We start from the raw sequence: 23,801 nt of genomic DNA, 5'->3' as shown, positions 1-23,801 counted from the left end.
TTAAAAAAGCCCCTTAAGTGGGGCTTTTTACGTTTTAAACTATTGGTGATACAAGTGATAGCCTTCATTATATGCATCTACAACTATTTTAGAAAAATGTTTAGCCGTTGACCAATAAGAAGTATGGGCACCCATAAAAGTATGCCTGCTCTTTACATCTGATTTATCGTATATAAAACCAGAAACAGGGTCTATGTTCATATTTGTATAAAGAGCGATTTGAGCAGGGGAAAGATTTTTTGTGGTAGGGAATCCGAGAGGGTCTTCGCTATAATTTACAGTAAGCCAAAACATATTATTTTCGATAAGGTATTCATATAACAATTTATTATAATAGCTTAGCTCATAATGAGGGTCTGACAAATCGGAATAGAATAAAACCAAAGGACTTGCAAAATTCACAATCCCTTTTACAGCATGCTCAGGAGCACAAGATGTATTTGTATAATAATCTATATTGTTATAATTTTTTTTGAATAAATCAGAGTTAATATTAGGTATCAAATGTCCCGTAGAACTAAACACTGCAAGTTTAGAATCAACAATTGCAGAAATACAAGTATTTCTTTTTGGATTTTGTTTAACATAGATTTTTTCACCTTGAGAAATTTGAGTTTTAGAGAAAAAATCATACAAGTTAATGTACGTTAATTTTGAAAAAAGATACTCATAATTAATGAAAGTACCGGCACTATATCCAAATAAAACAACGTTTTTACCAGCTTTATATTCTGCTTGAACTGTTTGATTTAACTCGTCAACTATTGGTGACATATTATGAGGTTTTTGAACCCAAATTGCATCGTGCATACAATGGGCAAAAAAAGCACGAACGGCTTGAGCGATTTTTGGACTGGCTAATTTTATAAAATCTAAGCCCGCATCAACTGCACTTATTTCTTTTGAACTTGCTTCACCCCAAAAGAAAGGAACCGCAGTACTTTGAATTGAAATTTTGCCATTATTTAATAATTGTTGTTTTATCAAGGCATCATTTTCAAATCGGTATTTCAACTGAGGATGTAGCTTATCAACCCCATTAAAAAACCAATTTTTCATTTTTACATCATTGTTGTTTGAGCCATTAATATAAATAAAAGAAATTGTATCCTGAGCAAAAACAATATTACCCAACAAAAATACGGCAAATGATAATATAATCTTTTTCATAAAAACTCCTAAGCAAAATATAATATATAGATTATAACAATCACAAGATTGGCGGGCAAGTAAAACACACTTTAAATAGTTTTTAAAATATGTTATAATCTGAAATGTTAAAAACATTAAGCGAACATAGACTATAAATATACATAAATAAGGAATGGAAAAATGAATACAAAGAAGTTAGTATCCACGCTTTTAGTATTGGCTTTTGTAGGAATGAACGCACCTATAGTTAGTGCGGCTACAATTGATGAAACAAAAATTGAACCTGTAGCACAAACTTGTGAAACACCTTCAATTATTGAACATTTACCAACTTATAAAGGCTCATCAGTCAATATCGTAAAAGTATCCTCAAATAGTGCAACAGTAATAGCAAACAATGTTTTAAAAGTAACTTTCACCGGTAACTTCAGCTCTAAATCAGCAAAAGATTGCGACAAAATATCTTTTGTCTTAAATGACGGACTAAAAACTGTTGAAGGAAGAACTTTGTTACCTTGCGGAACCCAAATAATAGGAACAATCCAGCAGCTTCAAAAACCAAAATGCTGGAACAGAAGTGCAAAAGTATATATACTTTTCGACGAAATCGTCCTTCCTAATTGCGGAAGAATTCCAATGTGTGCAAAAGTTTACTCAAAAGACCAAGCATTAAGAGCATCTAAATGGAAATCTTTCGGCAAAGCAGCAGGAATAACAGTTGCGGGTTTTGGCGTTGGTGCTGGTCTAGGTGCTGCAATTGGTACTGCAGGAAAAGCAAGTATCGGTTGTTTAACATACGGTATGCCAATTGGTGCAGGAGTTGGTGCTATAGTCGGCTCTGTAACACCTGGGCTACAATATACAGCTAAAGAGGGTAAACCTATATATATCCAGCTTGTCCAAGATTTAACAATCTGCAATACAGGTTGTACACCTTAGTTTTTGCAAATACTTTTATTAATATTCAAAAACATTTTGTTACGATAGTGGCAAAATGTTTTTTTATGATGGGATTTTATGCTATAGTTGAGTATCGATTTTTGAAGACTTTGTGTGAGAGGTAAAAATGGAAAGATTTTTTGGCATCATTGGTATTTTAGTAATGCTACTCATAGCATTTTTAATGTCTAATAACAAGAAACGTATAAACTACAAAACCGTAGGAGTCGGGTTATTATTACAATTCGGACTTGCGGTATTTGTTTTAAAAGTACCAATCGGCAAAGCAATTTTTGCAAACATAGGATTTTTTATCCAAAAGATACTGGAATTTGCCCAAGAAGGCTCAAATTTCGTGTTTGGACCATTAACCAATAATCCTACAAGGATGGCAGAATTATTCGGAGCAAAATCCAACATTTTTGCACTACAGTTAATCCCTGCATTGATTTTTATGATGATATTGGTGAATATACTTTATTATTACGGCATAATGCAAAGAGTTATAGCGGTTCTAGGCAAAGCAATGAACAAATTAATGGATGTTAGTGGTGCTGAAGCTTTATCAAATGTCGCGAGTTCTTTTGTAGGACAAATTGTCGCACAAATAATGATTAAACCTTATTTGCCGAATTTAACTCGTTCAGAAGTTTTAGCTTCTATGACAGGAAGTATGGCATGTATTTCAGGCGGAGTTATGGCAATTTATGTTGCAATAGGCATTCCTGCTCAATATCTTCTTGCAGCTTGTATAATGGCGGCTCCGGGGGCACTTGTTATATCAAAGATTATTTATCCTGAAACCGGAGAACCTCAAACAAAAAGCGAATTCAAAATAAGAAAACGCCGAACTGATGTAAATGTGCTAGACGCAATTGCAAAAGGGGCTAGCGAAGGTATGAAAGTCGGCATAAACGTTATCGCAATGATTATAGCACTTGTTGCGTTAATCGCAATGGTTGATTGGTTCTTGGGCAAATTCGGCTGGAGCTTGCATACATATTTACACATGAATTTATCTATGGTTGGAATTGACCTTGAACATCTTTCTTTAAAAATGATTTTGGGCAAATTTTTCTCAATATTTGCATACGTAATGGGCGTACCAATGAATCAGGCAAACGAAGTCGGCTCTTTGTTAGGTACCAAATTCGTCTTGAATGAAACTTTAGCTTATTTTGACTTGGTTTCTATAAAGAATTTAATTTCAGAAAAAAGTTTTGTTATCGCAACATTTGCACTCTGCGGCTTTGCTAATATCAGTTCTGTCGCAATACAAATTGCCGGTATCGGAGAACTTGCTCCAAACCAAAGAAAGAACTTAGCCAGAGTCGGAATAAAAGCATTGATAGGTGGCACGCTTGCGTCTTACATATCAGCGTGTATGGCAGGAATTTTATTATAATTTATAATTAAAAAACAATAAAAAAACTTTACTTAAAGCAGTTAATATTTTCTTCATAAAATTCAGGAAATCTGTCATCAAGAATACTTTGACGCATACGTTCCATCAAGCTTATTAAAAATCTTGTATTATGAATAGACAAAAGAATAGCTGCATTGCTTTCACCCACACGGTAAAGATGCCTTATATATGCTCGTGAGTGATTTTGACAAGCATAACAATCACATTTTTCATCAAGAGGTCCTGCGTCACGCTCAAATTCTTTATTTTTGATAATTTTTCTACCTTTAGAAGTAAAGAAAGAGCCATGACGAGCATTTCTGGTTGGCAAAACGCAATCAAACATGTCGACACCACGTTTTACACCTTCTAATAAATCCTCAGGAGTCCCAACCCCCATCAAATAACGAGGTTTTAAACGAGGTAACAAAGGTGCTGTCAACTCTACAAAGTGATTTTTGATATCAGTAGGCTCACCGACACTAACGCCACCTATGGCATAACCAACGGCGTCATATTGAGAAACAACACTTGCACATTCTTTTCTCAAATCATCAAAGAAAGCCCCTTGACAAATTGGGAACAAAGCTTGATCTTCTCGGGTATGAGCTTTCCAACATCTTTCAAGCCATCTGTGCGTACGTTCCATAGCTTTTTTAGCTTCCTCATAAGTACAAGGATATGGGGCACATTCATCAAACGCCATTGCTATATCGGAGCCCAAGTCTTGTTGAATTTCCATAGAGACTTCCGGGTTCATATAATATTTAGAACCTGTTTTCGGGTCAGTAAACTTGACACCATCTTCAGATATTTTTCTCAAATGACTAAGACTGAAAACTTGAAACCCGCCAGAGTCAGTTAAAATAGGCTTATCCCAATTCATCCATTTGTGAAGACCACCGAATTCTCTTATCAATTTATTACCGGGTCTCAAAAAGAGATGGTAAGAGTTAGAAAGAATAATTTGAGGTTTTGTTTCCTTTAAATGGTAGTTTGTAAGCATTTTTACGGCAGAATTAGTACCGACAGGCATAAATACCGGAGTTTTTATATCACCGTGAGGAGTGTGCAAAATGCCGGCTCTTGCACCTGTATGTTTACATTCTTTTTGTAGTTCATAATTAAAAAATTTATTGGACATCGATGATTTCCTGTAATGGAGTTTTCCAGTTGTCGAATATTTCACCTTTAGTGAAATATATAGCGATTTCACGCTCTGCGCTTTCAGGACAATCGGAACCATGGATAACATTTACTTCCATGTTTTGAGCATAATCAAATCTGATAGTACCCACTTCCGCATCTTGAGGATTGGTTTTTCCCATCATTTTTCTGGATTGTTTAATAACATCAATACCTTCAACCACCATTGCGAGAATAGGACCGGAAGTTATATATTTAACAAGCCTTGAATAGAATGGTTTCTCAACATGTTCAGCATAATGTTTCGCAGCCATTTCTTGAGTAGGGGTCAACAATTTCATACCAACAATCTTAAACCCTTTTTTTTCAAACCTAGAAACTATCTCACCAATCAAACCTCTTTTTACACCGTCAGGCTTAATTGCAATAAATGTTCTTTCCATGGTAAATCTCCAATATAACCTACGCTTCAGAGCAGGAAGCACCAAACCTTATTAGAGCACATAAATATATTTTTTTCAAATATTTAGCGTTAATTTTTTCGTCACGGCATGCGTGATTATTCAGCTTTAATAATTTATGATATAATACGGGACAAAGAGGATTATCATGACAGAATTCAATACAAAGCTTGAAACAGCACTGGCACAAATAACAGAGAAAAATTTCGAGAGTGCACTATTGGGATTACAAGAGCTTCTAAAAGAAGATGGGACTAACATCGAAGTATTAAAATCGATTGGTCTTTGCTATGTAAATCTTAACAATTATGATGAAGCCTACAAATATTTTTCTAAAATACTTGAAATTGATAAAGAAAACGCCTTGGCATTATATTATATCGGCGTAATCTTTGACGCTAAAAAAGACATTTTAAAAGCAAGAGAAGCCTTCAAAAAAGTTATAGAAATGCGTGCTGACTATGTTGACGCATACAAGAATCTTGCAATTGGATTTATGAAAACCAATGAACCGCATAAAGTATTGAATTTTGCAGAAAAACTAAAAGAACTAGCACCTGAAGATTATCAAGTTTATTACATATTAGCAATGGTAAATTTGGGACTAAAAAACAATAAAACAGGAGCAGAATTACTAGAAAAAGCGATTGAATTAAATCCTGAAAGTTCAATGTTATACAATAATCTCGGCACAGCAAATATGTCACTCAAAAATTCCGAAAAAGCTTTAGAATGCTTCAAAAAAGCGATAGAGCTTGACCCGTCAAACGCAGTGGGCTACTACAACATAGGTATTGCATATCAATCTATGCACCAACATCGAGAAGCTTATTGGAATTTAAAAGAAGCCTATGAAAAAGACCCCAATCCTTTTTATCTCAATGCTGTAGCACTTGCGGCTTTTAACTCACAAGATTGGGAAGACGCAATCAAGTATTACAACACTTTGACATATTCAAACCCTGAAAAGCAAAACTATCAATTCAACTTGGCGGTTTCTTATCAAGCAATAAAAGACTACAAAAAGGCTTGTAGCATACTTGAAAGCCTTGCACTTGTAAACCCGCAAACCTCCGTTTTTATGGAGAAACTTGCTGAAATACAGATTGAAACAGGAAATCTTGAGGCTGCAAAAAACATTTATGCAAACCTAATCAACAAGGGAAAAGTCCACGCAAACATGTATTATCAATATGCAATGCTTTGTGCGAAGACAAACGAGCTTGATAAGGCTGAAAATATCCTGAAAAAAGTTTTGAAACTTGAGCCTGATAACGCAATAGCCCACAAAGATTTGGCAGTAATTTATCTTACACACAGACTTTTTGATTATGCAAAAGATGAATTTGAACAAGCATATAAACTTGATAAAAACAGCCCATTTATTCTGTACGAATATGCAAATTATTACCACGTTATGAATGATTATAAAGAGGCTCAAAAAATATATAACAAGCTTTTAAAAATGGAGAACCTTCCTGTCTCTATGCTTGTTGCGATAGGTGAAAATTACGCATCAATGCACAAACTCAAAGATTCAATAGAGGTATTACAAAAAGCCAGAAGCCTTGCACCTCAAGATATAAACATAATGCACAATTTAGCAAAATCTTATTTTATGAAAAAGAAATATGATATCGCTCAAAAATTGTTAGAAGATGCTTATTTTATATCACCAAGCGTTGAAGTTGCAAATTCACTTGGGATTTGCCTCATGAAACAAAAAAAATATGATGAAGCTCTTCGTCAATTCAAACTTGTAAACGCAAGCTATCCTGACAATACCCCCAATTTGTTAAATATGTCAAAATGCGAGATTGAACTCGGGCAAAAAGATAAAGCGATTGAATACCTGAACAAGATAATTGAAATAATCCCTGAATCAGAAGAAGCTACAGAACTTTTAAATACATTAGCAAACAAATGAAATTAACTTGCCCAAATCTGATTTTTCCCTTAAAATAAAGCTAAAGGGGAGAGTATGGGCGAAAAAACATTAGTACTGATTGACGGGCACGCTGTTGCATATAGATATTTCTTTGCACTTGAGCGAACAGGAATGAAAACATCATCAAATCAACCGACGTGGGCTGTTTTCGGCTTTTTTAAAGCACTTTTTGATATGCTGAAAAACAAAGATATTCATCCTGATTCTATCGCTGTAGCTTTTGATGTGGGCAGACAAACCTACAGAGTCGAAATGTACCCTGAATACAAAGCAAACAGGGAAACAATGCCGGATACTTTACATAGTCAACTAGGCTTAATTATTGAGGGGCTAAAAGCCTTCAATATCCCTATTTTTACCAAAGAAGGCTATGAGGCGGACGATGTAATCGGCACCATAGTTACAAAAGCAAAACAATTAAGACACAAATCAATCATTTTGACAGGCGATAAAGATTCCTTTCAACTGATTGACAGAGATGGTTTTATTTCGGTTTTAATGCCCTCAAAAGGTGAGCTCGTTATGTATGACTGGTACAAAGTCCATGACAAAATGGGCGTTTACCCCTATCAAATCATTGATTTTAAAGGGCTTAGCGGTGATACCTCTGACAATATCCCAGGAATTAGAGGAGTTGGCGACAAAACTGCTTCAAAATTATTGAGTCAATTTGATAAACTAGAAGAAGTTTATGCCCACATTGAAGATGTTTCAGGCAAAGCTCTAAAACAAAAACTAAAAGATAATGAAGATATTGCAAAACTAAGCAAAGAATTAGCCACAATTCAAAAAAATATTGATATTGATTTCGACTTTGAAACAACAAAACTTGAAAACCCGAATGTAGAAGAAGTAATAGAGTTTTTCAAAAAAAATCAATTATATAGCTTTTTAAAAAATATCGATGAAATAATGAAACCTTTCAAAATTGATATCCCCAAGCAAGAGAATACAGAAAAAGAAACAACTCAAACAAGCCTAATTGTTCCTTCTCAAGGTCAATTGCAATTAGGATTGGGAATTGTATCTCAACTAAATACAATATCTGAAAAAGATTACAAAATTGAAAAAATTGTCATCGATACCGAAGGAAAACTTGATGATTTAATAAAGAAACTAAATACTCAAACACTGTTTTCAATCGACACTGAAACAACGTCCCTAGACCCTTTAGAAAGCGATTTGGTGGGAATTTCAATCGCCTACAACGAACAAATAACGGCTAAAAATAACAGGGTTAAAATCATTGATACAAATGAAAATAAGACCTATAGCTACTACATACCGCTTTTCCATCAAGTTGGAGAACAACTCAACTTAGAATATGTAAAAGAAAAACTGTCGCCGGTTTTATCCGACGAAAAAATATCAAAATCTCTTCAAAACGCTAAGTTTGACTATAATGTTTTAAGAAGAAACGGCATGAATTTAAACGGCATTATTATAGACACGATGCTCGCAAGCTACATTAAAGACTCATCAAGAAAACACGGGCTAAAAGTCCAAGCAAGCGAACATCTCGACTACATAATGACTGACTACGAGGAACTTACGGGCAAAGGGAAAAATGCTATAACAATGGAAACTGTTCCAATTGAAGACGCTGCAAATTACTCTTGTGACGACGCTTTTGCAACTCTTGAACTTTCAAGATTTTGGCAAAAAAATCTCGACGATAAAGAACTTGATATTTTATACGATATAGAAGTTCCACTTACTCTTGTCCTCGCCGAAATGGAATGGAACGGCGTAAGCATTGACAAAGATTATTTGAAAGAGCTCGACGTTGAAATAAATAAAAGCTTGCAAGAAGTCGAGGCAAAAATATATGAAGAAGCAAAAGAAGAATTCAACATAAATTCCCCGAAACAGGTTGGCGAAATTCTTTTTGAAAAATTAAAGCTCAAAGGTAAAGGTAAAAATAAGACAAAAACCGGCTACTCAACAAGTGCCAAGGTTTTGGAAGAACTTGCAGAATACAACCAAATTGCAAAGGATATTCTTGAGCAACGCCATTTAAGCAAGCTAAAAACCACATACATTGAAACTCTTCCACAGCTTATAAGCCCTATTGACCAGAGATTGCACACAAGTTTCAACCAAACTATAACCTCAACGGGTCGGCTCTCAAGCTCCAACCCGAACTTGCAAAATATCCCGATTAGAACAGCTCTCGGGAACCGAATAAGAGGAGCATTTGTCCCAAAAGATAAAGAAAATGCAGTGATATTGTCTGCCGATTACTCTCAAGTTGAATTGCGTCTTTTGGCTCACTGTGCAAAAGATGACAATTTAATTGAAGCCTTTTGTGAGGACGAAGATATCCACACAATAACTGCCGCAAAAGTTTTTGAAGTGCCGATAGAAGGCGTTACAAAAGAGATGAGAAGAAAAGCAAAAGCCGTAAACTTTGGAATTGTGTACGGTCAATCACGCTATGGATTGGCGTCAAGCCTTGGTATAAGCTCCATCGAGGCTCAAATATTTATCGACAAATATTTTGCAACTTACCCACAAGTTAAAGAATATATGGAAAACACAATTAAATTCGCATACGAACACGGTTATGTTGAAACAATATACGGAAGAAAACGCCATTTGGCAGCTGAATTGACAAGTGCAACAAGCAAAATACAAGAAGCAGCTCAAAGAGCCGCTATAAACGCCCCAATTCAAGGAACTGCCGCTGATGTCGTAAAAATAGCAATGAACAAACTTCAAAAAAGCCTGTTCGACAATAATCTTAAATCAAAAATAATCTTACAAGTACACGATGAACTTGTTTTAGAAGTATTGAACACAGAACTTGACGAAGTTAAAAAACTTGTTGTCAAATCAATGGAGCTCGGTCAACCATTTTTAATCCCCTTAAAGGTAGATATTGCAGTCGGTAAAAGCTGGATGGAAAATTAATGATAAAAAATTTAAAGATATTTTTATTGATATTCTTCCTATTTTTTACAGCCCAAATAACACCTGCAAAAACCGAAAAAATAAAACCTGAAAAATATAACAAAACATTTTTGACCTACCTTGACTGTATAAAAAAATACCAAATCAAACCAGAGGACTTATTTTTCATAACCTTAGCCGCTTTAACTAAAAATCAATACGAAGTCAAAGAAATAGAATACAAGGCTGGAAGCATTTTATTCAAAGCCGAAGACGATGAATTTTTAGTTATTGTTTCGCAAATAGATAATCAAAATACATTTATAAGAATTTTACCAACGGACAACGAATATGATTTTCAACCTCAGTTAATTGAAAACATATACAGTTACATCGACCAAAACGCCAACTCAAAACTACAATTACCAATAAATTAAAGCACTCCTTATCAGAAGTGCTTTAAATATTACTTTTGAATATTATTTATATTTATCTTTCTGTTGGAGCACCGATTCTATGAACTCTTATAAAATTGGTTCTACCGGTAATCAATTTTGGAATTGAACCGACAATAATAATTCTTTCATCTTTTTTGAATTCTGTATTTTCATAAATATATTCATCAATTTTGTTTAACAATTCAGCATTCAAAACAGTATCCCAATCTTTTTGGAAAGCATATATATCCCAAAACAAATTCAAACGGCGACAAGTAGTTTCCAAATCAGAAATTGCAATCAAAGGCACGCTTGGTCTGAGTTTGGCAAGCAACCTAGGAGTATATCCGGTGTGTGTAAAAGCTAGTATGGCTTTCGCATGTAAGTCTTGAGCCATTTTAACGGCAGCATTTGCAATTGCTTGGGGAGAAATTTCATATTTATCATTAATTTCCAAATCAAGATTAGAAAGACAGAAATCGCAATTTTCGACTCTGTCGGCAATTGTTCTCATCATTTTAACAGCTTCAACAGGATGTTTACCGGAAGCAGTTTCTCCTGAAAGCATAACAGCATCAGTTCCGTCCAAAATAGCATTAGCAACATCACTAGCTTCAGCTCTCGTTGGAATGGGTTCTTCCATCATTGATTCAAGCATTTGAGTTGCAACAATACAAACTTTTCTTGCTCTAATTGCTTTGTCGATAATAATTTTTTGAGCAATCGGAACTTCTTCAGGCGACATTTCAATCCCCAAATCGCCACGAGCAACCATTATACCATCAGCAGCATCCATAATTGCGTCTAGGTTTTCAACAGCTTGCGGCTTTTCTATTTTAGCAATAACAGGAATAAATCCGCCGAACTCTTTTATATATTTTTTTGCAAGTAATATATCAGACGCTTCTCTCACAAAAGATAAAGCGATATAATCTGCATTTTGCTCAATCGCAAATTTGATAAACTCTACATCTCTTTCAGTAACGGCGTCCAAGCTTGCTGTAGAACCGGGTAGATTTAAGCCTTTTCTTGATTTCAAAAGCTCACCATATACAACCTTTGCCGTAACTTTTGTTCCTTCAACTTTTATAACTTCAAGTTCAATTTTGCCATCATCTAAAAGTATTTTATCACCTGATTTGACATCATTAGCAATTCCTTTGTAATCAACAGGAATAATACTTTTATCAGTTTGGTCGAGAGCAGCCTCAAGAACGAGAATTTGCCCTTCTTGTAAAGAAACTGGTTCCAAAAGATTACCGACTCTTATTTTTGGTCCTTGTAAATCAACTAAAACCGGATTAAAATTTTTAAGTTTTTTAGAAGCTTCTCTTACAGAAGCAATTCTTTTAGCATGGATTTCAGCAGATTGATGAGAAGTATTAATTCTGAACATGGTGGCACCGGCCATAATTAATTGTTCAACAATACCTTCCTCATCGGTGCTTGGTCCCAATGTGGCAACGATTTTTGTTTTTGCACGTTTAATTTTAGACATACTAATGTTCCTTTATATGATGTAACGATTTTACCATTTTTTACTAATTCTAGAGTTATTATATTTCAAATATTTATTTTTGCTACAAAAAAATTTATTAAAAAAACAATGGATTTAGAACACCTTTACTTGAGTTTTTGTCTGGGTTAGAATTGAAAAATAAGATTTAAGAGGAGAGAATATGGAAGCGATACACTCATTTGTATCTCAGAATGCAATATTGCTATCTGGCTTGATATTAATCATAGCCTATATATTTATTGCCCTTGAGAAAATTTCAAAAGTTACAGTAGCATTACTCGGAGCAAGTGCCACTATATTATTGGGGCTTGTATCTCAACACAAAGGTCATGACGGAATAAACCCATTGTATTTTATAAATTTTGTCGACTTCAATGTTGTATTTTTGCTAATAAGCATGATGATTATTGTACATATTTCAGCAAGAAGCGGAGTATTTAATTGGATAGCAATAGAGCTTTTAAAGCTGACAAAAGGTTACCCAATATGGGTTTTGATTGCATTAGCATTATTTACTGCAGTTGCTTCTGCATTTTTGGATAACGTAACGACTGTTATATTGATTATGCCTGTCACATTTGTAATAGCCAAAGAACTTGAACTTGATGCAATTCCGTTCTTAATAACAGAAGTTTTGGCATCTAATATAGGAGGCACTTCTACATTAATCGGTGACCCTCCGAATATCATTATCGGTAGTAAAGCCGGTTTTTCATTTATGACATTTTTAAATGAATTGACAGGAATTGTGTCAGTAATACTTATCTGTGCAATAGCAATCATGGCGTTTATATTCAGAAAACAACTAAAAACTGCACACGAAAATATGCAAAGAGTTGCTACTCTTGATAATTCATGCACAATTACAGACAAAGCTCTTATGATTCGTTCATTGATTGTTTTGGGTTTAGTAATCTTGGGCTTTGTAACTCACGATATTACCCATATCGAAACATATTTAATTGCAATGCTTGGTGCAAGTGTGCTACTCATATTTGAAAAACCTGAAGAAATATTGCCGCACGTTGAATGGAATACTATTTTCTTTTTCATCGGCTTATTCACAATAATCGGCGGACTTGAAGCTTCTGGAGGCATAAAGCTTATTGCTCAATGGGTTTTAGATGTAACCCACGGAAGTGAAACAGCTACAGCGATGTTGATTTTATGGGCATCAGGAATTTTATCAGGTATAATTGACAATATTCCTTACACTGCGACAATGGCACCTTTAATTTATCAAATCCAACTTGTAGAAGGAGTTCACTATGCTCACCCTCTATGGTGGTGCTTATCACTCGGAGCATGTCTTGGAGGCAACATGACTATTATAGGAGCTGCGGCTAACGTAATTGTTTCAGAAACTGCGGCTAAACATAATTGCCCGATTTCATTTATGAGATTTTTAAAATACGGCGTTATTATTACGTTTATGTCTTTAGTATTAAGCTCAATCTATATTTATTTTAGATTTTTAATTCATTAACAATTTAAGAAAAACAAAGGATATTAGCATTGGCAATATTTTCAGATGACGAAAAGAAACAGTCAAAATCAGTTCCAAGAGAAGAAGTAACTTCTCAACAAACTGATTTTGACATGTCATTTGAAAATAATATTCGTCCAAAAACTTTCGATGATTATATAGGTCAAAGCTCTTTAAAATCCACTTTAAAAATATCTATTCAGGCTGCTAAAAAACGCGAGCTTCCTTTAGACCATTTACTTTTTTATGGTCCACCAGGACTTGGGAAAACCACTCTGGCAAGCGTTATCGCAAATGAAATGGACTCACAAATAAAAATAACATCGGCTCCTGCTCTTGAAAGACCGAGGGATATTATCGGAATCTTGATGTCATTAAAAGGTGGAGAAGTCTTGTTTATTGACGAAATTCATCGTTTAAATAAAGTTGCGGAAGAAATTTTATATTCTGCGATGGAAGATTTTTGCCTTGATATGACAACAGGCAAAGCTCAAACTGTAAAAACATTAAGAGTTCCTGTCCCGAAATTCACTCTCATCGGTGCTACAACTAAAGCAGGTTCGCTTTCTGGCCCATTAAGGGACAGATTTGGCATTATACACAGGCTCGAATTTTATACCCTTGAAGAATTAAAACAGGTAGTTTTAAGAACAGGGAAAATCCTAAATATAGAAATAACAGACTCAGGAGCAACAGCAATCGCTAGACGCTCAAGAGGAACTCCACGTATTGCAAACAGGCTTGTAAAAAGGGTTAGCGACTTTGCACTTGTCAAAGCTGACGGCATAATCGCAGAGGATATTTCAAACGAAGCTCTCGACACTTTGAAAATAGATAAATACGGGCTAGATAACACTGATAGAGCCCTAATGTCATTGATTGTCGAGAAATATGCAGGCGGTCCTGTAGGGCTAGAGACACTGGCTGCAGCACTCGGCGAAGACTCAAAAACTATTGAAGATGTTTATGAACCATACCTTTTACAAGAAGGCTTTATTCAACGAACACCAAGAGGACGCAAAATCACACCTTTTGCCTGTAAATGTTTGGGGTACAAAAACATTTCATTGCAACATTCTTTTTTTGAAGAAGGAAATTAGATTTTTATTTTAAAAACTGCTTTTTTGACTTTTGAGCCTAGCTCGTTCACAGCAATTGAAGGCTTGTGAGCGTCAGAGGGAAAGAATATAAAAAAGTTTGTATTATCAGCTTTTACAAAATCAACGTCACCATTTAAAAATTCAATATCTTTTTTATCATCATAAAATGTATATTGGCTGCATTTTTTAACGTCAGAATACCCGATAAGCTCCTCACCCTCAATCACCATCTGGATATCAATATATTTTTTATGTGACTCAGGTTTAGAACTTGAGTCTTGTTTTGTAACATATTCTTCAATATTCACATACAAATTCTCTTCATCTATATAATATCTTTTCGGCTCCATAGTAGACAAATCATGCTCGGATATAAATTGTTTAACTGTTTCGAATTTATCATTTAAAGAAATATACATTTCAAAATTTTCTATATTATCAACTATCATAGCGTTTCCTCCAAATATAAAGTTCTTTAAAGACAATGTTAATATTAATTTTACAAAAAGGCAATTATTGAAATAAAAAATACTTTATATATACACGAGGTCAAAATATCACATTTAGATTTCGAGAGAAACTGATAGCAAACAGCTATAACAAACTCTTTCCAAAAAGTGAGAAAAGGGCACCATTGCAAATGCAAAATGGGCTCAGTTATACATACATAATTATCTAGGTGAGGAAAATGAACGAACGAGAATTAAACACATTGACGGGGGTTATTGCAGATCCGGAGAAGAACGTCTATGATTTGTCGGACAGAAAAAATAGGGAAGAAATTCAAAGAATAATAAGAATTTTTGACATAACACAGTCACAAGAAATCAAGCATCGATTGCTATCGATAAAGAATCTTGCAACATTCAGACTGGTGCTGAGCAACAATTAACCTGCGGGTCTAAAGGCTTGAGGATAAGTATAATCTTCCTTGAAGCCGACTGCCCGATACATTTTAATAGCAGGGTAGTTTTCTGTGTCAACAGAAGCGTTAACTTCAACAAGAGGCAGACCTTGATTCATTGCAGAGCAAACAATGTTGTCTAAACAAGAGTGCAACAATATTTTACTGTAGCCTCTACCTCTAAATTTTTTGTCAACAGCAACTAATGGAATATTTCCGATTTTTGCATTTGTTAAATTTGCAAAGCAGAAGCCAACTGGTTTATCTTTGTAGAGCAACACTTTCGTTTCTTTTGCAAGGAATTCGCCGTAAATACTGGAGGTAATTTTTTCAATAATGTCACGAGTCCCGCTTATAGACTTAAATCTGGTATCAAAAAGAGCATCAGAACGGTCTTTAAAAGCATTGTGAATGACTTCAACAGCTCTGTCAAAATAGCTCAAATCCCAATCAGCGATAGTCAATTGATTATCCAGTGTGGGGAGTTGGACATTTTTTAATATTTTTATGCTACCAATATTGTTTAAGGCAAATCTGACGACAGAATGCCCTACCAAATGGAAATTATAATGTGTAATTTCTCTTACAAAATCAGCTTGTTTACCAAGCAATGGATATGTAACAACTTTTTGTGTAATAACATCTCTTGTCACTTCCAAGAACTTTTCAATCAACAATCTTCTTTTGTGATTAGCATTTTCATCATTTATAGTATGAATAATATTAAGCTCAACAGATTCAGAAATAACAGTCGTATAAGCCAAAAAAGCAGTAGGAATATTATCTTCAAACAAAATCAAACATTGGATTAATTCATCTTTCACATATTTGACAAAATCATCATAATCAAGAGGTTCAAGCTCGAATAAATATTCTGAAACAGCTTTTGATTTAAAATCATTATAAACACCGGCAAATGTTCTGTAAAATTTGTCAGAATAAGGTTCAACAGTATAAATCATGATATTTGCCATAAATTTCTCCGTAATTAAAATTTTATCAAATGATGCATTTTTGTTGCTTTTGTTTTTATGTATTTTTCATTGTATTTATTAAGCTCTGGAGTCAAAGCAACTCTTTCAGCGACTTCCAAGCCATAACCTTTTAATCCGATAATTTTTTTAGGATTATTCGTAATAAGCTTAAATTTAGTATAACCCAAATCTATCAAAATTTGAGCCCCAACGCCATAATTTCTCAAATCAGGTTCAAAGCCAAGAGAAACATTAGCTTCAACTGTATCTTGCCCTTTTTCTTGTAAATTATAAGCTTTAATTTTGTTAACAAGCCCGATTCCTCGACCCTCATGCCCACGCATGTAGACAACAGCACCTTTTCCGTATTTATCTACAGCTTTTAGGGCAGCTTCTAACTGGCTTTGGCAGTCACAACGCAAGCTGTGGAATATGTCACCGGTTAAACATTCACTATGGACTCTAACCAATGGAATTTTGTCTGAGCCGTCATCTTTGACTAATGCCACTTGTTCTTTTCCGTTCAAATTATTGACATAGCCGTAAATCTTAAAATCACCGAACTCTGTTGGTAAATTAGCAACAGCTTCACGAGTAACGAATTTTTCATTAGTCAAACGATATTTTATGAGTTGTTCAACGGTTACAAATTTAATGCCATGTTTTTTAGCGAACGCAAACAAATCGTCACGGCGAGCCATAGAACCGTCTTCGTTCATGATTTCGCATATAACACCTGAAGGAGTAAGCCCGGCAAGCCTTGTTAAATCGACAGCAGCCTCTGTATGACCTACACGCTCCAAAACGCCACCTTTTTTAGCTATAAGAGGGAATACATGTCCGGGTCTTCTCAAATCTTTTGCAACAGTATCATTAGAGATAGCGACCTCAATGGTTTTAGCCCTATCAAAAGCAGATATACCGGTTGTTATGCCATATTTTTGGTCAGCGTCAATACTTTGAGTAAAAGCTGTTTTTTTAATATCCGTATTGTTTTGTACCATAGGTGAAAGCCCAATAGCAGAAGCTTTTACAGGAGTCATCGCAAGACAAACCAGCCCTCTACAATTAGAAACCATAAAGTTTATGCCTTCCGGAGTAATTTTGTCTGCAGCAATTATTATATCACCTTCATTTTCACGATTTTCATCATCAGCAACAATAATCATTTTGCCGTTTTTCAAATCTTCAATAGCTTCAACTATAGTATTAAATTCAAGTATATCTTTATTTTCGGACATTATAAAAAGCCATTCTCTTTCAACAAGTTTTCATCAATTATTGTAGCACTATTATTCTTCAATAACAAAAATTTTTCAACATATTTAGATAGCATATCAACTTCAATATTGACGTAATCGCCTTTTGAAAGAGTTTTCAAATTTGTATGTTTCAAAGTTAAGGGAATTGTAGCTACTGAGAATTCAGAATCTTTAACCTCTGATATAGTAAGACTAACACCATTTATAGCGATACTGCCTTTATGAATCAGGTATTTTTTGCAAGATTCATCAATATTAAAAGTTAAGATTTCAGAAAATCCATCAACTTTTGCCCCGAGAAATTTCGCCTTACAATCAATATGTCCTGCAACAAAATGACCACCGAGCCTTTCTGTAAGCAAAAGAGCTTTTTCAAGATTTAAAGAAATGCCAACTTTAATATCAGAAAAAACAGTAACTGATAACGTTTCATTTGTTAATTCGGTCTTAAAAAAGTCATGCCCAAATTCAACAACAGTTTGACAAACCCCATTGACAGAAATGCTGTCGCCAATTTTTACATCCTCAAGAAAACTTGAAGAAACAGAAATCGTCAACTCCGCTCCTTGGGCGGAACTTTTGATTTGTTTCAACGAACCTGTTTCTTCTATCAAACCTGTAAACATAGAAACAATGTACCACAAATTATGTACTTGTAAAAGTTTATAAAAAATAATAAAATAGAAACAAAGGAGCACAAATGCCAATAGCATATTTATGTTTAGGGTCAAATATTGAAGACAGAGTCGGATACATTCAACAAGCTACGAGCTTGCTTATTGAATCAAAACTCTTGAATTTAATACGTAGCTCTACAATGTACGAAACCGAGCCTTGGGGAAACAAGGAACAAAATTGGTTTTTAAATGCAGTTATAGAAGTCAAAACGAAACTTCCGCCACGAGAGCTTTTAACATTATGTCTTGACGTAGAAGCAAAGCTGGGACGAAAACGTGACCCTAATAACCAATGGTGCCCTCGAACTGTTGATATTGATATTTTGTTATACGGAAATGAAGTTATTGAAGAACAGGATTTAATAATCCCTCATAAACACTTACATGAGCGAGCTTTTGCACTTGTGCCTTTGCTTGAGCTTATTCCTGACTATATACACCCTAAATTACATAAATCACTGATAGATTTACATGAGGCTTTAGAATATCCTGAAGATATCTATCTTTACGGAACCAGATTTGAATTTAATGAATAAAAAAGTTGCAATAATTGGTGGAGGACCCGCTGGAGCCCTAGCTGCAATATTTTTAGCTCAACAATCTAGAGCTTTTGATATAACAGTTTTTGATGTCAAAAAACCGCTTTCAACACTACTTCCAACTGGAGGTGGACGGTGTAACCTAACTTACTTTGAGCCTGATAACAGAGAATTAGTCAAATTTTATCCTCGAGGTGAAAAGTTTCTTCTTTCTGTTTTTTCTCAATTCAATGCATTGAACACAATAGAATTTTTTGAATCAATCGGCATTGACACCTTTGTGCAAGAAGATTCAAGAGTTTTCCCGACCTGCGAAAGTTCAAAAGAAGTTTCAAAAATATTAAATTATCTTTTAAACAAATATGAAATACACGTCAAAAATGAACTAGTCACATCTATAAAGCAAGACAACACATTTATAATTGAAACCGAAAGCAAAAAATACAACTCTGACATTGCAATCATTGCAACAGGAGGCAAAGGAAACGGTTTTAAAATAGCAAAAGATATGGGGCATACAATAATAGAACCGAAGGCAGCTTTAGCTCCTCTAGAATTAGCAGAAAACGAATTTTATTCTCTGTCAGGCTTAACATTAAATAAAATAACCTTAAATGCGACATTTGAAGGGAAAAAAATTGCAAAAGTATATGATGACATGCTATTTACCCACAATTCTATTTCGGGACCTGCGATTTTTAAAATATCTTCAATTTGTGCTTACACAAATTTTTCAAAGGAAAAACCTTTAAAATTGCACCTGAATTCTACAGGACTAACAGAAGAAGAAATAAAAATTTATATAACAGAATTAATAGAAAAATTCCCAAACCGAAGCTTAAAAAATGCAATTTCGCAACTGTTACCCCACAAACTGGGAAATTTAATTATAAACAAAATCGGAATTGACCAAGAAAAACGAATTACGCACCTTACAAAAGAAGAAAAAAACAAACTTGCCCACAATATCTCAAATATTGAAATGAATGTAATTTCGAAATCAAAAGGCAAAGAAATCGTAACAGCAGGTGGCATCGCACTTAATGAAATCAACAGCAAAACAATGGAATCAAAAATCATAAAAGACTTATATTTTTGTGGTGAAGTTGTTAATATCGACGGATTTACAGGCGGCTTCAACCTCCAAAGTTGCTGGTCAACTGCTTTTGTCGCCGCAAATGCAATAATTAAAAACTAATCAAATAATTTTTCCTTTGTCACCAACTTTTCTTTGCATAGTTATGAAAAACAAAAGGACACAAGCGTTTGCCGTGTCCTTTGATGTAATTTTTGATTAAATTATCTATCTCTTAATTTTGAAAGCAATCTTAAAATCTCGACATATAACCAAACAATGGTAACCATCAAACCGAAAGCACCATACCATTCGTAATTTTTCGGTAACATTTGGCGAACACCTTGCTCTACAAAGTCAAAATCCAAAATCAAATTGAAAGCAGCTATTGCACAAACTATTACACTAAAAGCAATCCCGATTGGACTGGAACTATAAATAGCAGGGATTTGTATATGAAAAAAGCCGGCAATAATGCTTATAAAATACAAAATCGCAATTGCAAAGGTAGCAGTGATAATTGCACTTCTGAATTTTTCTGTAGCTCTTATAATATTAGCCTTAAACAAAATAGCCATAGCTAAAACAGCCATAAAGGTCAAAGCAACTGCCTGCACGACAATTCCCTTAAATTGAGCCTCAAGAATTGACGACAAACCACCCAATAATGCACCTTCTGCGAAAGCATAAACCGGAGTTAAAACAGGAGCCCAATCACGTTTAAAAATAATTGCAAATCCTGAAATCAACCCAATTACAAGTCCCGCCATCATTAGCATATTGACTTTGTCCATATATCCTAATGTAAATTGTTGCCAAACAGCAGCACCTGAAGCAATCATAATAAACATACACAAAATAAGTTTATTCATTGTGCCTGAAACAGTCATCGGTGCTCCTTCTATAGATTGGACATCACCGACAACACCTTGCGAAAATACAGGGTTTTTGTTTTCCATCATAATTATTTCCTCCTAATGATAAATACCAAATAATTTTCATGATGAATTATAACACATAGCCGAAAAAATAACCTCATTATTTGTTGAAAAAACCATCGCAATATGAGATAATCCCCGTGTGTCTTTTCTAATAAAGGAGAATAATTATGCCAAGTTACATTGAAGATGTCAAAGCTAGACAAATTCTGGATTCAAGAGGTAATCCGACTGTAGAAGTAGAAGTAAAATTATCTTGTGGTGCAACAGGACGTGCAGACGTTCCATCAGGAGCTTCAACCGGAAAATTTGAAGCAATTGAGCTTAGGGACGGTGATAAAAGTAGATTTGACGGGAAAAGTGTATTGCAAGCTGTAGAAAATGTAAATACAAAAATTGCACCTGAAATAATCGGGCTAAACGCCGCAAACCAATACGAAATTGATACATTAATGATTAATCTTGACGGAACCGAAAACAAAAGCAGATTAGGTGCAAATGCAATACTTGGAGTTTCGCTCGCAATTGCGAAAGCTTGTTCTGTAGCTTACGAAATGCCTCTATATAAATATCTCGGCGGTCTAACAGCAAACACGTTACCTGTTCCAATGATGAATGTAATAAACGGTGGAGCTCACGCTGACAACAATATTGATTTTCAAGAATTTATGATTGCACCTGTTGGAGCTATCAACTTTCAAGAATCCATAAGAATGGGAGCAGAAGTTTTTCATTCATTGAAAAAAGTTTTGAACAAAAGAGGAATGGCGACTTCAGTCGGCGATGAAGGAGGATTTGCTCCCGATTTAGATTCGAACGAAGAAGGAATTCAAATAATCCTTGAAGCTATTTCTAATGCAGGTTATACAACTGATGAAATAAAAATTTGTTTAGATGTTGCCTCCTCTGAATTATACAAAGACGGAAGATATGTACTTGATGGAGAAGGTGGAAAATCATTCTCAAGAGAAGAAATGGTCGACTTTTTAGCCTCTTGGGTAAAAAAATATCCAATAATCTCAATTGAAGATGGCATGGCGGAAGAAGATTGGGAGGGATGGAAATTATTAACCGATAAAATCGGAGATAAGTGTCAACTCGTTGGAGATGACCTTTTCGTGACAAATACAGAAAGAATTAAAAAAGGTATTGAAATGTGTGTCGGAAACTCCGTTTTAATAAAAGTAAACCAAATCGGCACTTTATCTGAGACCTTAGCAGCAATTGAAATGGCTCATTCTGCAGGCTATAGTGCAGTTGTTTCACACCGTTCAGGTGAAACAGAAGATACCTTTATTGCGGATTTAGCCGTTGCTACAAACTGTGGCCAAATCAAAACAGGCTCAGCCTCACGTTCAGACAGAATTGCAAAATATAACCAACTAATCAGAATTGAGCAAGAATTGGGAAGTGCAGCAAAATACTTAGGACTTGCAGCTTTCCAAGGTCAAAAATCAGGAAGTAAATGCAAATGCGGTTGCAATAACTGTAATTGCGAATAGCAAATTTAATATTAGGCAAAAATCTCTCTCTTATTGTATAATAACCTTAATTAGTAAGTGAGGGATTTTTTATGTTTGATATTGGTGTTATAGGCTCAGGACCCGCCGGATATTCTGCTGCAATAAGAGCCGCTCAAAAAGGACTGAAAGTAGTAGTTTTCGAAAAAGATAAAGTTGGAGGAACTTGTTTAAACAAAGGCTGTATCCCCACCAAAACAATGATTAAAAACGCCGATACCATAACCGAAATACGCAACGCATTGAATTTTGGAATTGAAGTCGACATAAAAAATATCGACGAAGGAAAAATGAATGACAAAAAAAATATTTTGGTCGAAAAGATAAGAAAATCTCTAACTCAACTTATCAGCTCATACGGAATTGAAATAGTCGAAGGCGAAGCAATCATAAAAAGCAACAATGAAATTAGTGCTGCAGGGAATATTTATGAATGCAAAAATATAATTATCGCAACAGGCTCTAAGCCTAATATATTTAAATTTGAAGGTACCTATAAAAAAGACTTCATCTTAACTTCTGATGATATTTTAAAAATGAATAAATACCCAGATAACATTATGATTGTTGGTTCTGGGGCTATCGGCATAGAATGGACAAGGATTTTTTCACAACTCGGTAAAAAAGTAACATTAATCGAACTTGCCGAAAATCTTATTCCGCAAGCAGATATTGACGTTTCGGTCAGAATTGAACGTATTTTCAAAAAAAATAAAATTGAATATTGTAAATCAACCTCAATTAAAAATATTGACGAAAAAACTGTGACTCTCACAAACGATAAAATATATACCCCTGACGCAATTCTTTTAGCTACGGGCAGGTCAGCTAATTTGCCACAATCTGATATAGAAATAAAATATTCAAAATTTATCGATATTAACGGAAATTACCAAACCAACCACGAAAACATATATGCAATCGGCGATATAAACGGGCTTTCAATGCTAGCCCACAGTGCAATTTATCAGGCTATTTGTTTAGTTGATTACATTACAGAAAACAAACAAAATTCTTTCGACAAAAAACTTGTACCCGCAATAATATATGGTTACCCTGAAGTTGCTTGGATTGGAGAAAAAGAGCAAGATTTACAAGAAGGAACCTACAAAAAAGTTTCAGTTCCTATAGCCGCTCTTGGGAAAGCCAATACGGACGGCAAAACAGAAGGTTTTATAAAAATTCTAGCGACAGAAGAAAAAATCTTAGGTGCACACATCATTAGCGAAGAAGCCTCCGCAATGATTCAAGAGTTTGCTATTGCAATGGCTAATAATATGCCTCCAAAGGCGATTTCAAAAGCCATACATGGGCACCCGACCTACGCAGAAGGTATTTTTGAAGCAATAATGTCACTTTCAGGCGAAGCTATTCACCTCCGTAAGAATTAAACTATATAAAATACTAAACATTTTTACTTTTTTAAA

The 23,801-nt window shown here is 34.7% G+C and carries 21 protein-coding genes; 12 read left to right on the top strand and 9 right to left on the bottom strand.

Features of this window, described 5'->3' with window-relative positions:
• Positions 1 to 39: 39 nt before the first annotated feature.
• Positions 40 to 1,170 carry a hypothetical protein gene (locus PHV37_02715; GenBank protein ID MDD3236994.1) on the bottom strand — a complete coding sequence of 377 codons (1,131 nt, stop codon included), beginning with the start codon at positions 1,168 to 1,170 and terminating at the stop codon, positions 40 to 42.
• A 162-nt stretch (positions 1,171 to 1,332) separates the two neighbouring features.
• Between PHV37_02715 and PHV37_02710 the strand changes: the two genes are divergently transcribed.
• Entirely contained in the window at positions 1,333 to 2,091 is a 759-nt protein-coding gene (locus PHV37_02710) for a hypothetical protein (GenBank protein MDD3236993.1), read from the top strand.
• Between the two features lie 127 nt (positions 2,092 to 2,218).
• Entirely contained in the window at positions 2,219 to 3,496 is a 1,278-nt protein-coding gene (locus PHV37_02705; protein ID MDD3236992.1) for a nucleoside transporter C-terminal domain-containing protein, read from the top strand.
• A gap of 28 nt (positions 3,497 to 3,524) precedes the next feature.
• On the opposite strand, the gene tgt is transcribed toward PHV37_02705, so the two are convergent.
• Positions 3,525 to 4,640, bottom strand: coding sequence for a tRNA guanosine(34) transglycosylase Tgt (gene tgt, locus PHV37_02700; protein ID MDD3236991.1), 1,116 nt, complete (start codon positions 4,638 to 4,640; stop codon positions 3,525 to 3,527).
• Positions 4,630 to 5,085: a nucleoside-diphosphate kinase gene (ndk, locus tag PHV37_02695; protein ID MDD3236990.1), complete on the bottom strand. Its 456-nt coding sequence runs from the start codon at positions 5,083 to 5,085 to the stop codon at positions 4,630 to 4,632. The genes tgt and ndk overlap by 11 nt, the downstream gene beginning before the upstream one ends.
• A 166-nt stretch (positions 5,086 to 5,251) precedes the next feature.
• On the opposite strand from ndk, the gene PHV37_02690 reads away from it, so the two are divergent.
• The 3 genes from PHV37_02690 to PHV37_02680 are packed head-to-tail and all read left to right on the top strand — an operon-like array spanning position 5,252 to position 10,380.
• Positions 5,252 to 7,030 (top strand): tetratricopeptide repeat protein, encoded by a 1,779-nt coding sequence (locus PHV37_02690; protein ID MDD3236989.1) that lies wholly within the window; start codon positions 5,252 to 5,254, stop codon positions 7,028 to 7,030.
• 54 nt (positions 7,031 to 7,084) lie between these two features.
• Positions 7,085 to 9,964, top strand: coding sequence for a DNA polymerase I (polA, locus tag PHV37_02685; protein ID MDD3236988.1), 2,880 nt, complete (start codon positions 7,085 to 7,087; stop codon positions 9,962 to 9,964).
• Positions 9,964 to 10,380 carry a hypothetical protein gene (locus tag PHV37_02680; GenBank protein MDD3236987.1) on the top strand — a complete coding sequence of 139 codons (417 nt, stop codon included), beginning with the start codon at positions 9,964 to 9,966 and terminating at the stop codon, positions 10,378 to 10,380. Before polA ends, PHV37_02680 begins: the two co-directional genes overlap by 1 nt.
• A gap of 52 nt (positions 10,381 to 10,432) precedes the next feature.
• Here PHV37_02680 and pyk read toward each other — a convergent pair whose 3' ends face one another.
• Positions 10,433 to 11,878 carry a pyruvate kinase gene (pyk, locus tag PHV37_02675; GenBank protein MDD3236986.1) on the bottom strand — a complete coding sequence of 482 codons (1,446 nt, stop codon included), beginning with the start codon at positions 11,876 to 11,878 and terminating at the stop codon, positions 10,433 to 10,435.
• 181 nt (positions 11,879 to 12,059) lie between these two features.
• Between pyk and PHV37_02670 the strand changes: the two genes are divergently transcribed.
• The gene (locus PHV37_02670; protein ID MDD3236985.1) at positions 12,060 to 13,385 is read left to right on the top strand and encodes an ArsB/NhaD family transporter; all 1,326 of its coding nucleotides are present in this window, start codon (positions 12,060 to 12,062) and stop codon (positions 13,383 to 13,385) included.
• Between the two features lie 29 nt (positions 13,386 to 13,414).
• Entirely contained in the window at positions 13,415 to 14,485 is a 1,071-nt protein-coding gene (ruvB, locus tag PHV37_02665) for a Holliday junction branch migration DNA helicase RuvB (GenBank protein ID MDD3236984.1), read from the top strand.
• On the opposite strand, the gene PHV37_02660 is transcribed toward ruvB, so the two are convergent.
• The gene (locus PHV37_02660) at positions 14,482 to 14,934 is read right to left on the bottom strand and encodes a YhcH/YjgK/YiaL family protein (protein MDD3236983.1); all 453 of its coding nucleotides are present in this window, start codon (positions 14,932 to 14,934) and stop codon (positions 14,482 to 14,484) included. The two genes, ruvB and PHV37_02660, sit on opposite strands and share 4 nt — an antisense overlap.
• A 239-nt stretch (positions 14,935 to 15,173) precedes the next feature.
• Between PHV37_02660 and PHV37_02655 the strand changes: the two genes are divergently transcribed.
• On the top strand, positions 15,174 to 15,377 hold the full coding sequence (locus PHV37_02655; GenBank protein ID MDD3236982.1) for a hypothetical protein: 204 nt from the start codon (positions 15,174 to 15,176) through the stop codon (positions 15,375 to 15,377).
• Here PHV37_02655 and PHV37_02650 read toward each other — a convergent pair.
• The 3 genes from PHV37_02650 to PHV37_02640 are packed head-to-tail and all read right to left on the bottom strand — an operon-like array spanning position 15,374 to position 18,251.
• Entirely contained in the window at positions 15,374 to 16,363 is a 990-nt protein-coding gene (locus tag PHV37_02650) for a GNAT family N-acetyltransferase (protein MDD3236981.1), read from the bottom strand. The two genes, PHV37_02655 and PHV37_02650, sit on opposite strands and share 4 nt — an antisense overlap.
• 14 nt (positions 16,364 to 16,377) lie before the next feature.
• Positions 16,378 to 17,604, bottom strand: a complete 1,227-nt coding sequence (locus tag PHV37_02645; GenBank protein MDD3236980.1) for a bifunctional 3,4-dihydroxy-2-butanone-4-phosphate synthase/GTP cyclohydrolase II — start codon at positions 17,602 to 17,604, stop codon at positions 16,378 to 16,380.
• Complete coding sequence (locus PHV37_02640) at positions 17,604 to 18,251, bottom strand: riboflavin synthase (protein ID MDD3236979.1); 648 nt, start codon at positions 18,249 to 18,251, stop codon at positions 17,604 to 17,606. Before PHV37_02640 ends, PHV37_02645 begins: the two co-directional genes overlap by 1 nt.
• A 74-nt stretch (positions 18,252 to 18,325) precedes the next feature.
• Here PHV37_02640 and folK point away from each other — a divergent pair, with 74 nt between their 5' ends.
• Both folK and PHV37_02630 read left to right on the top strand, forming a co-directional pair.
• Positions 18,326 to 18,838 (top strand): 2-amino-4-hydroxy-6-hydroxymethyldihydropteridine diphosphokinase, encoded by a 513-nt coding sequence (gene folK / locus PHV37_02635; GenBank protein ID MDD3236978.1) that lies wholly within the window; start codon positions 18,326 to 18,328, stop codon positions 18,836 to 18,838.
• On the top strand, positions 18,831 to 20,039 hold the full coding sequence (locus PHV37_02630; GenBank protein ID MDD3236977.1) for an aminoacetone oxidase family FAD-binding enzyme: 1,209 nt from the start codon (positions 18,831 to 18,833) through the stop codon (positions 20,037 to 20,039). Before folK ends, PHV37_02630 begins: the two co-directional genes overlap by 8 nt.
• 101 nt (positions 20,040 to 20,140) lie before the next feature.
• Here PHV37_02630 and PHV37_02625 read toward each other — a convergent pair whose 3' ends face one another.
• On the bottom strand, positions 20,141 to 20,878 hold the full coding sequence (locus PHV37_02625; GenBank protein MDD3236976.1) for a Bax inhibitor-1/YccA family protein: 738 nt from the start codon (positions 20,876 to 20,878) through the stop codon (positions 20,141 to 20,143).
• Between the two features lie 146 nt (positions 20,879 to 21,024).
• Here PHV37_02625 and eno point away from each other — a divergent pair, with 146 nt between their 5' ends.
• Positions 21,025 to 22,356: a phosphopyruvate hydratase gene (eno, locus tag PHV37_02620; GenBank protein ID MDD3236975.1), complete on the top strand. Its 1,332-nt coding sequence runs from the start codon at positions 21,025 to 21,027 to the stop codon at positions 22,354 to 22,356.
• Positions 22,357 to 22,427: 71 nt separating this feature from the next.
• Positions 22,428 to 23,765 carry a dihydrolipoyl dehydrogenase gene (gene lpdA / locus PHV37_02615; GenBank protein ID MDD3236974.1) on the top strand — a complete coding sequence of 446 codons (1,338 nt, stop codon included), beginning with the start codon at positions 22,428 to 22,430 and terminating at the stop codon, positions 23,763 to 23,765.
• The last annotated feature ends 36 nt before the right edge of the window (positions 23,766 to 23,801 follow it).

Source organism: Candidatus Gastranaerophilales bacterium (assembly GCA_028693235.1).
Lineage (GTDB): Bacteria > Cyanobacteriota > Vampirovibrionia > Gastranaerophilales > Gastranaerophilaceae > JAQUVW01.
This window is presented reverse-complemented; position numbering and strand designations above follow the sequence as displayed.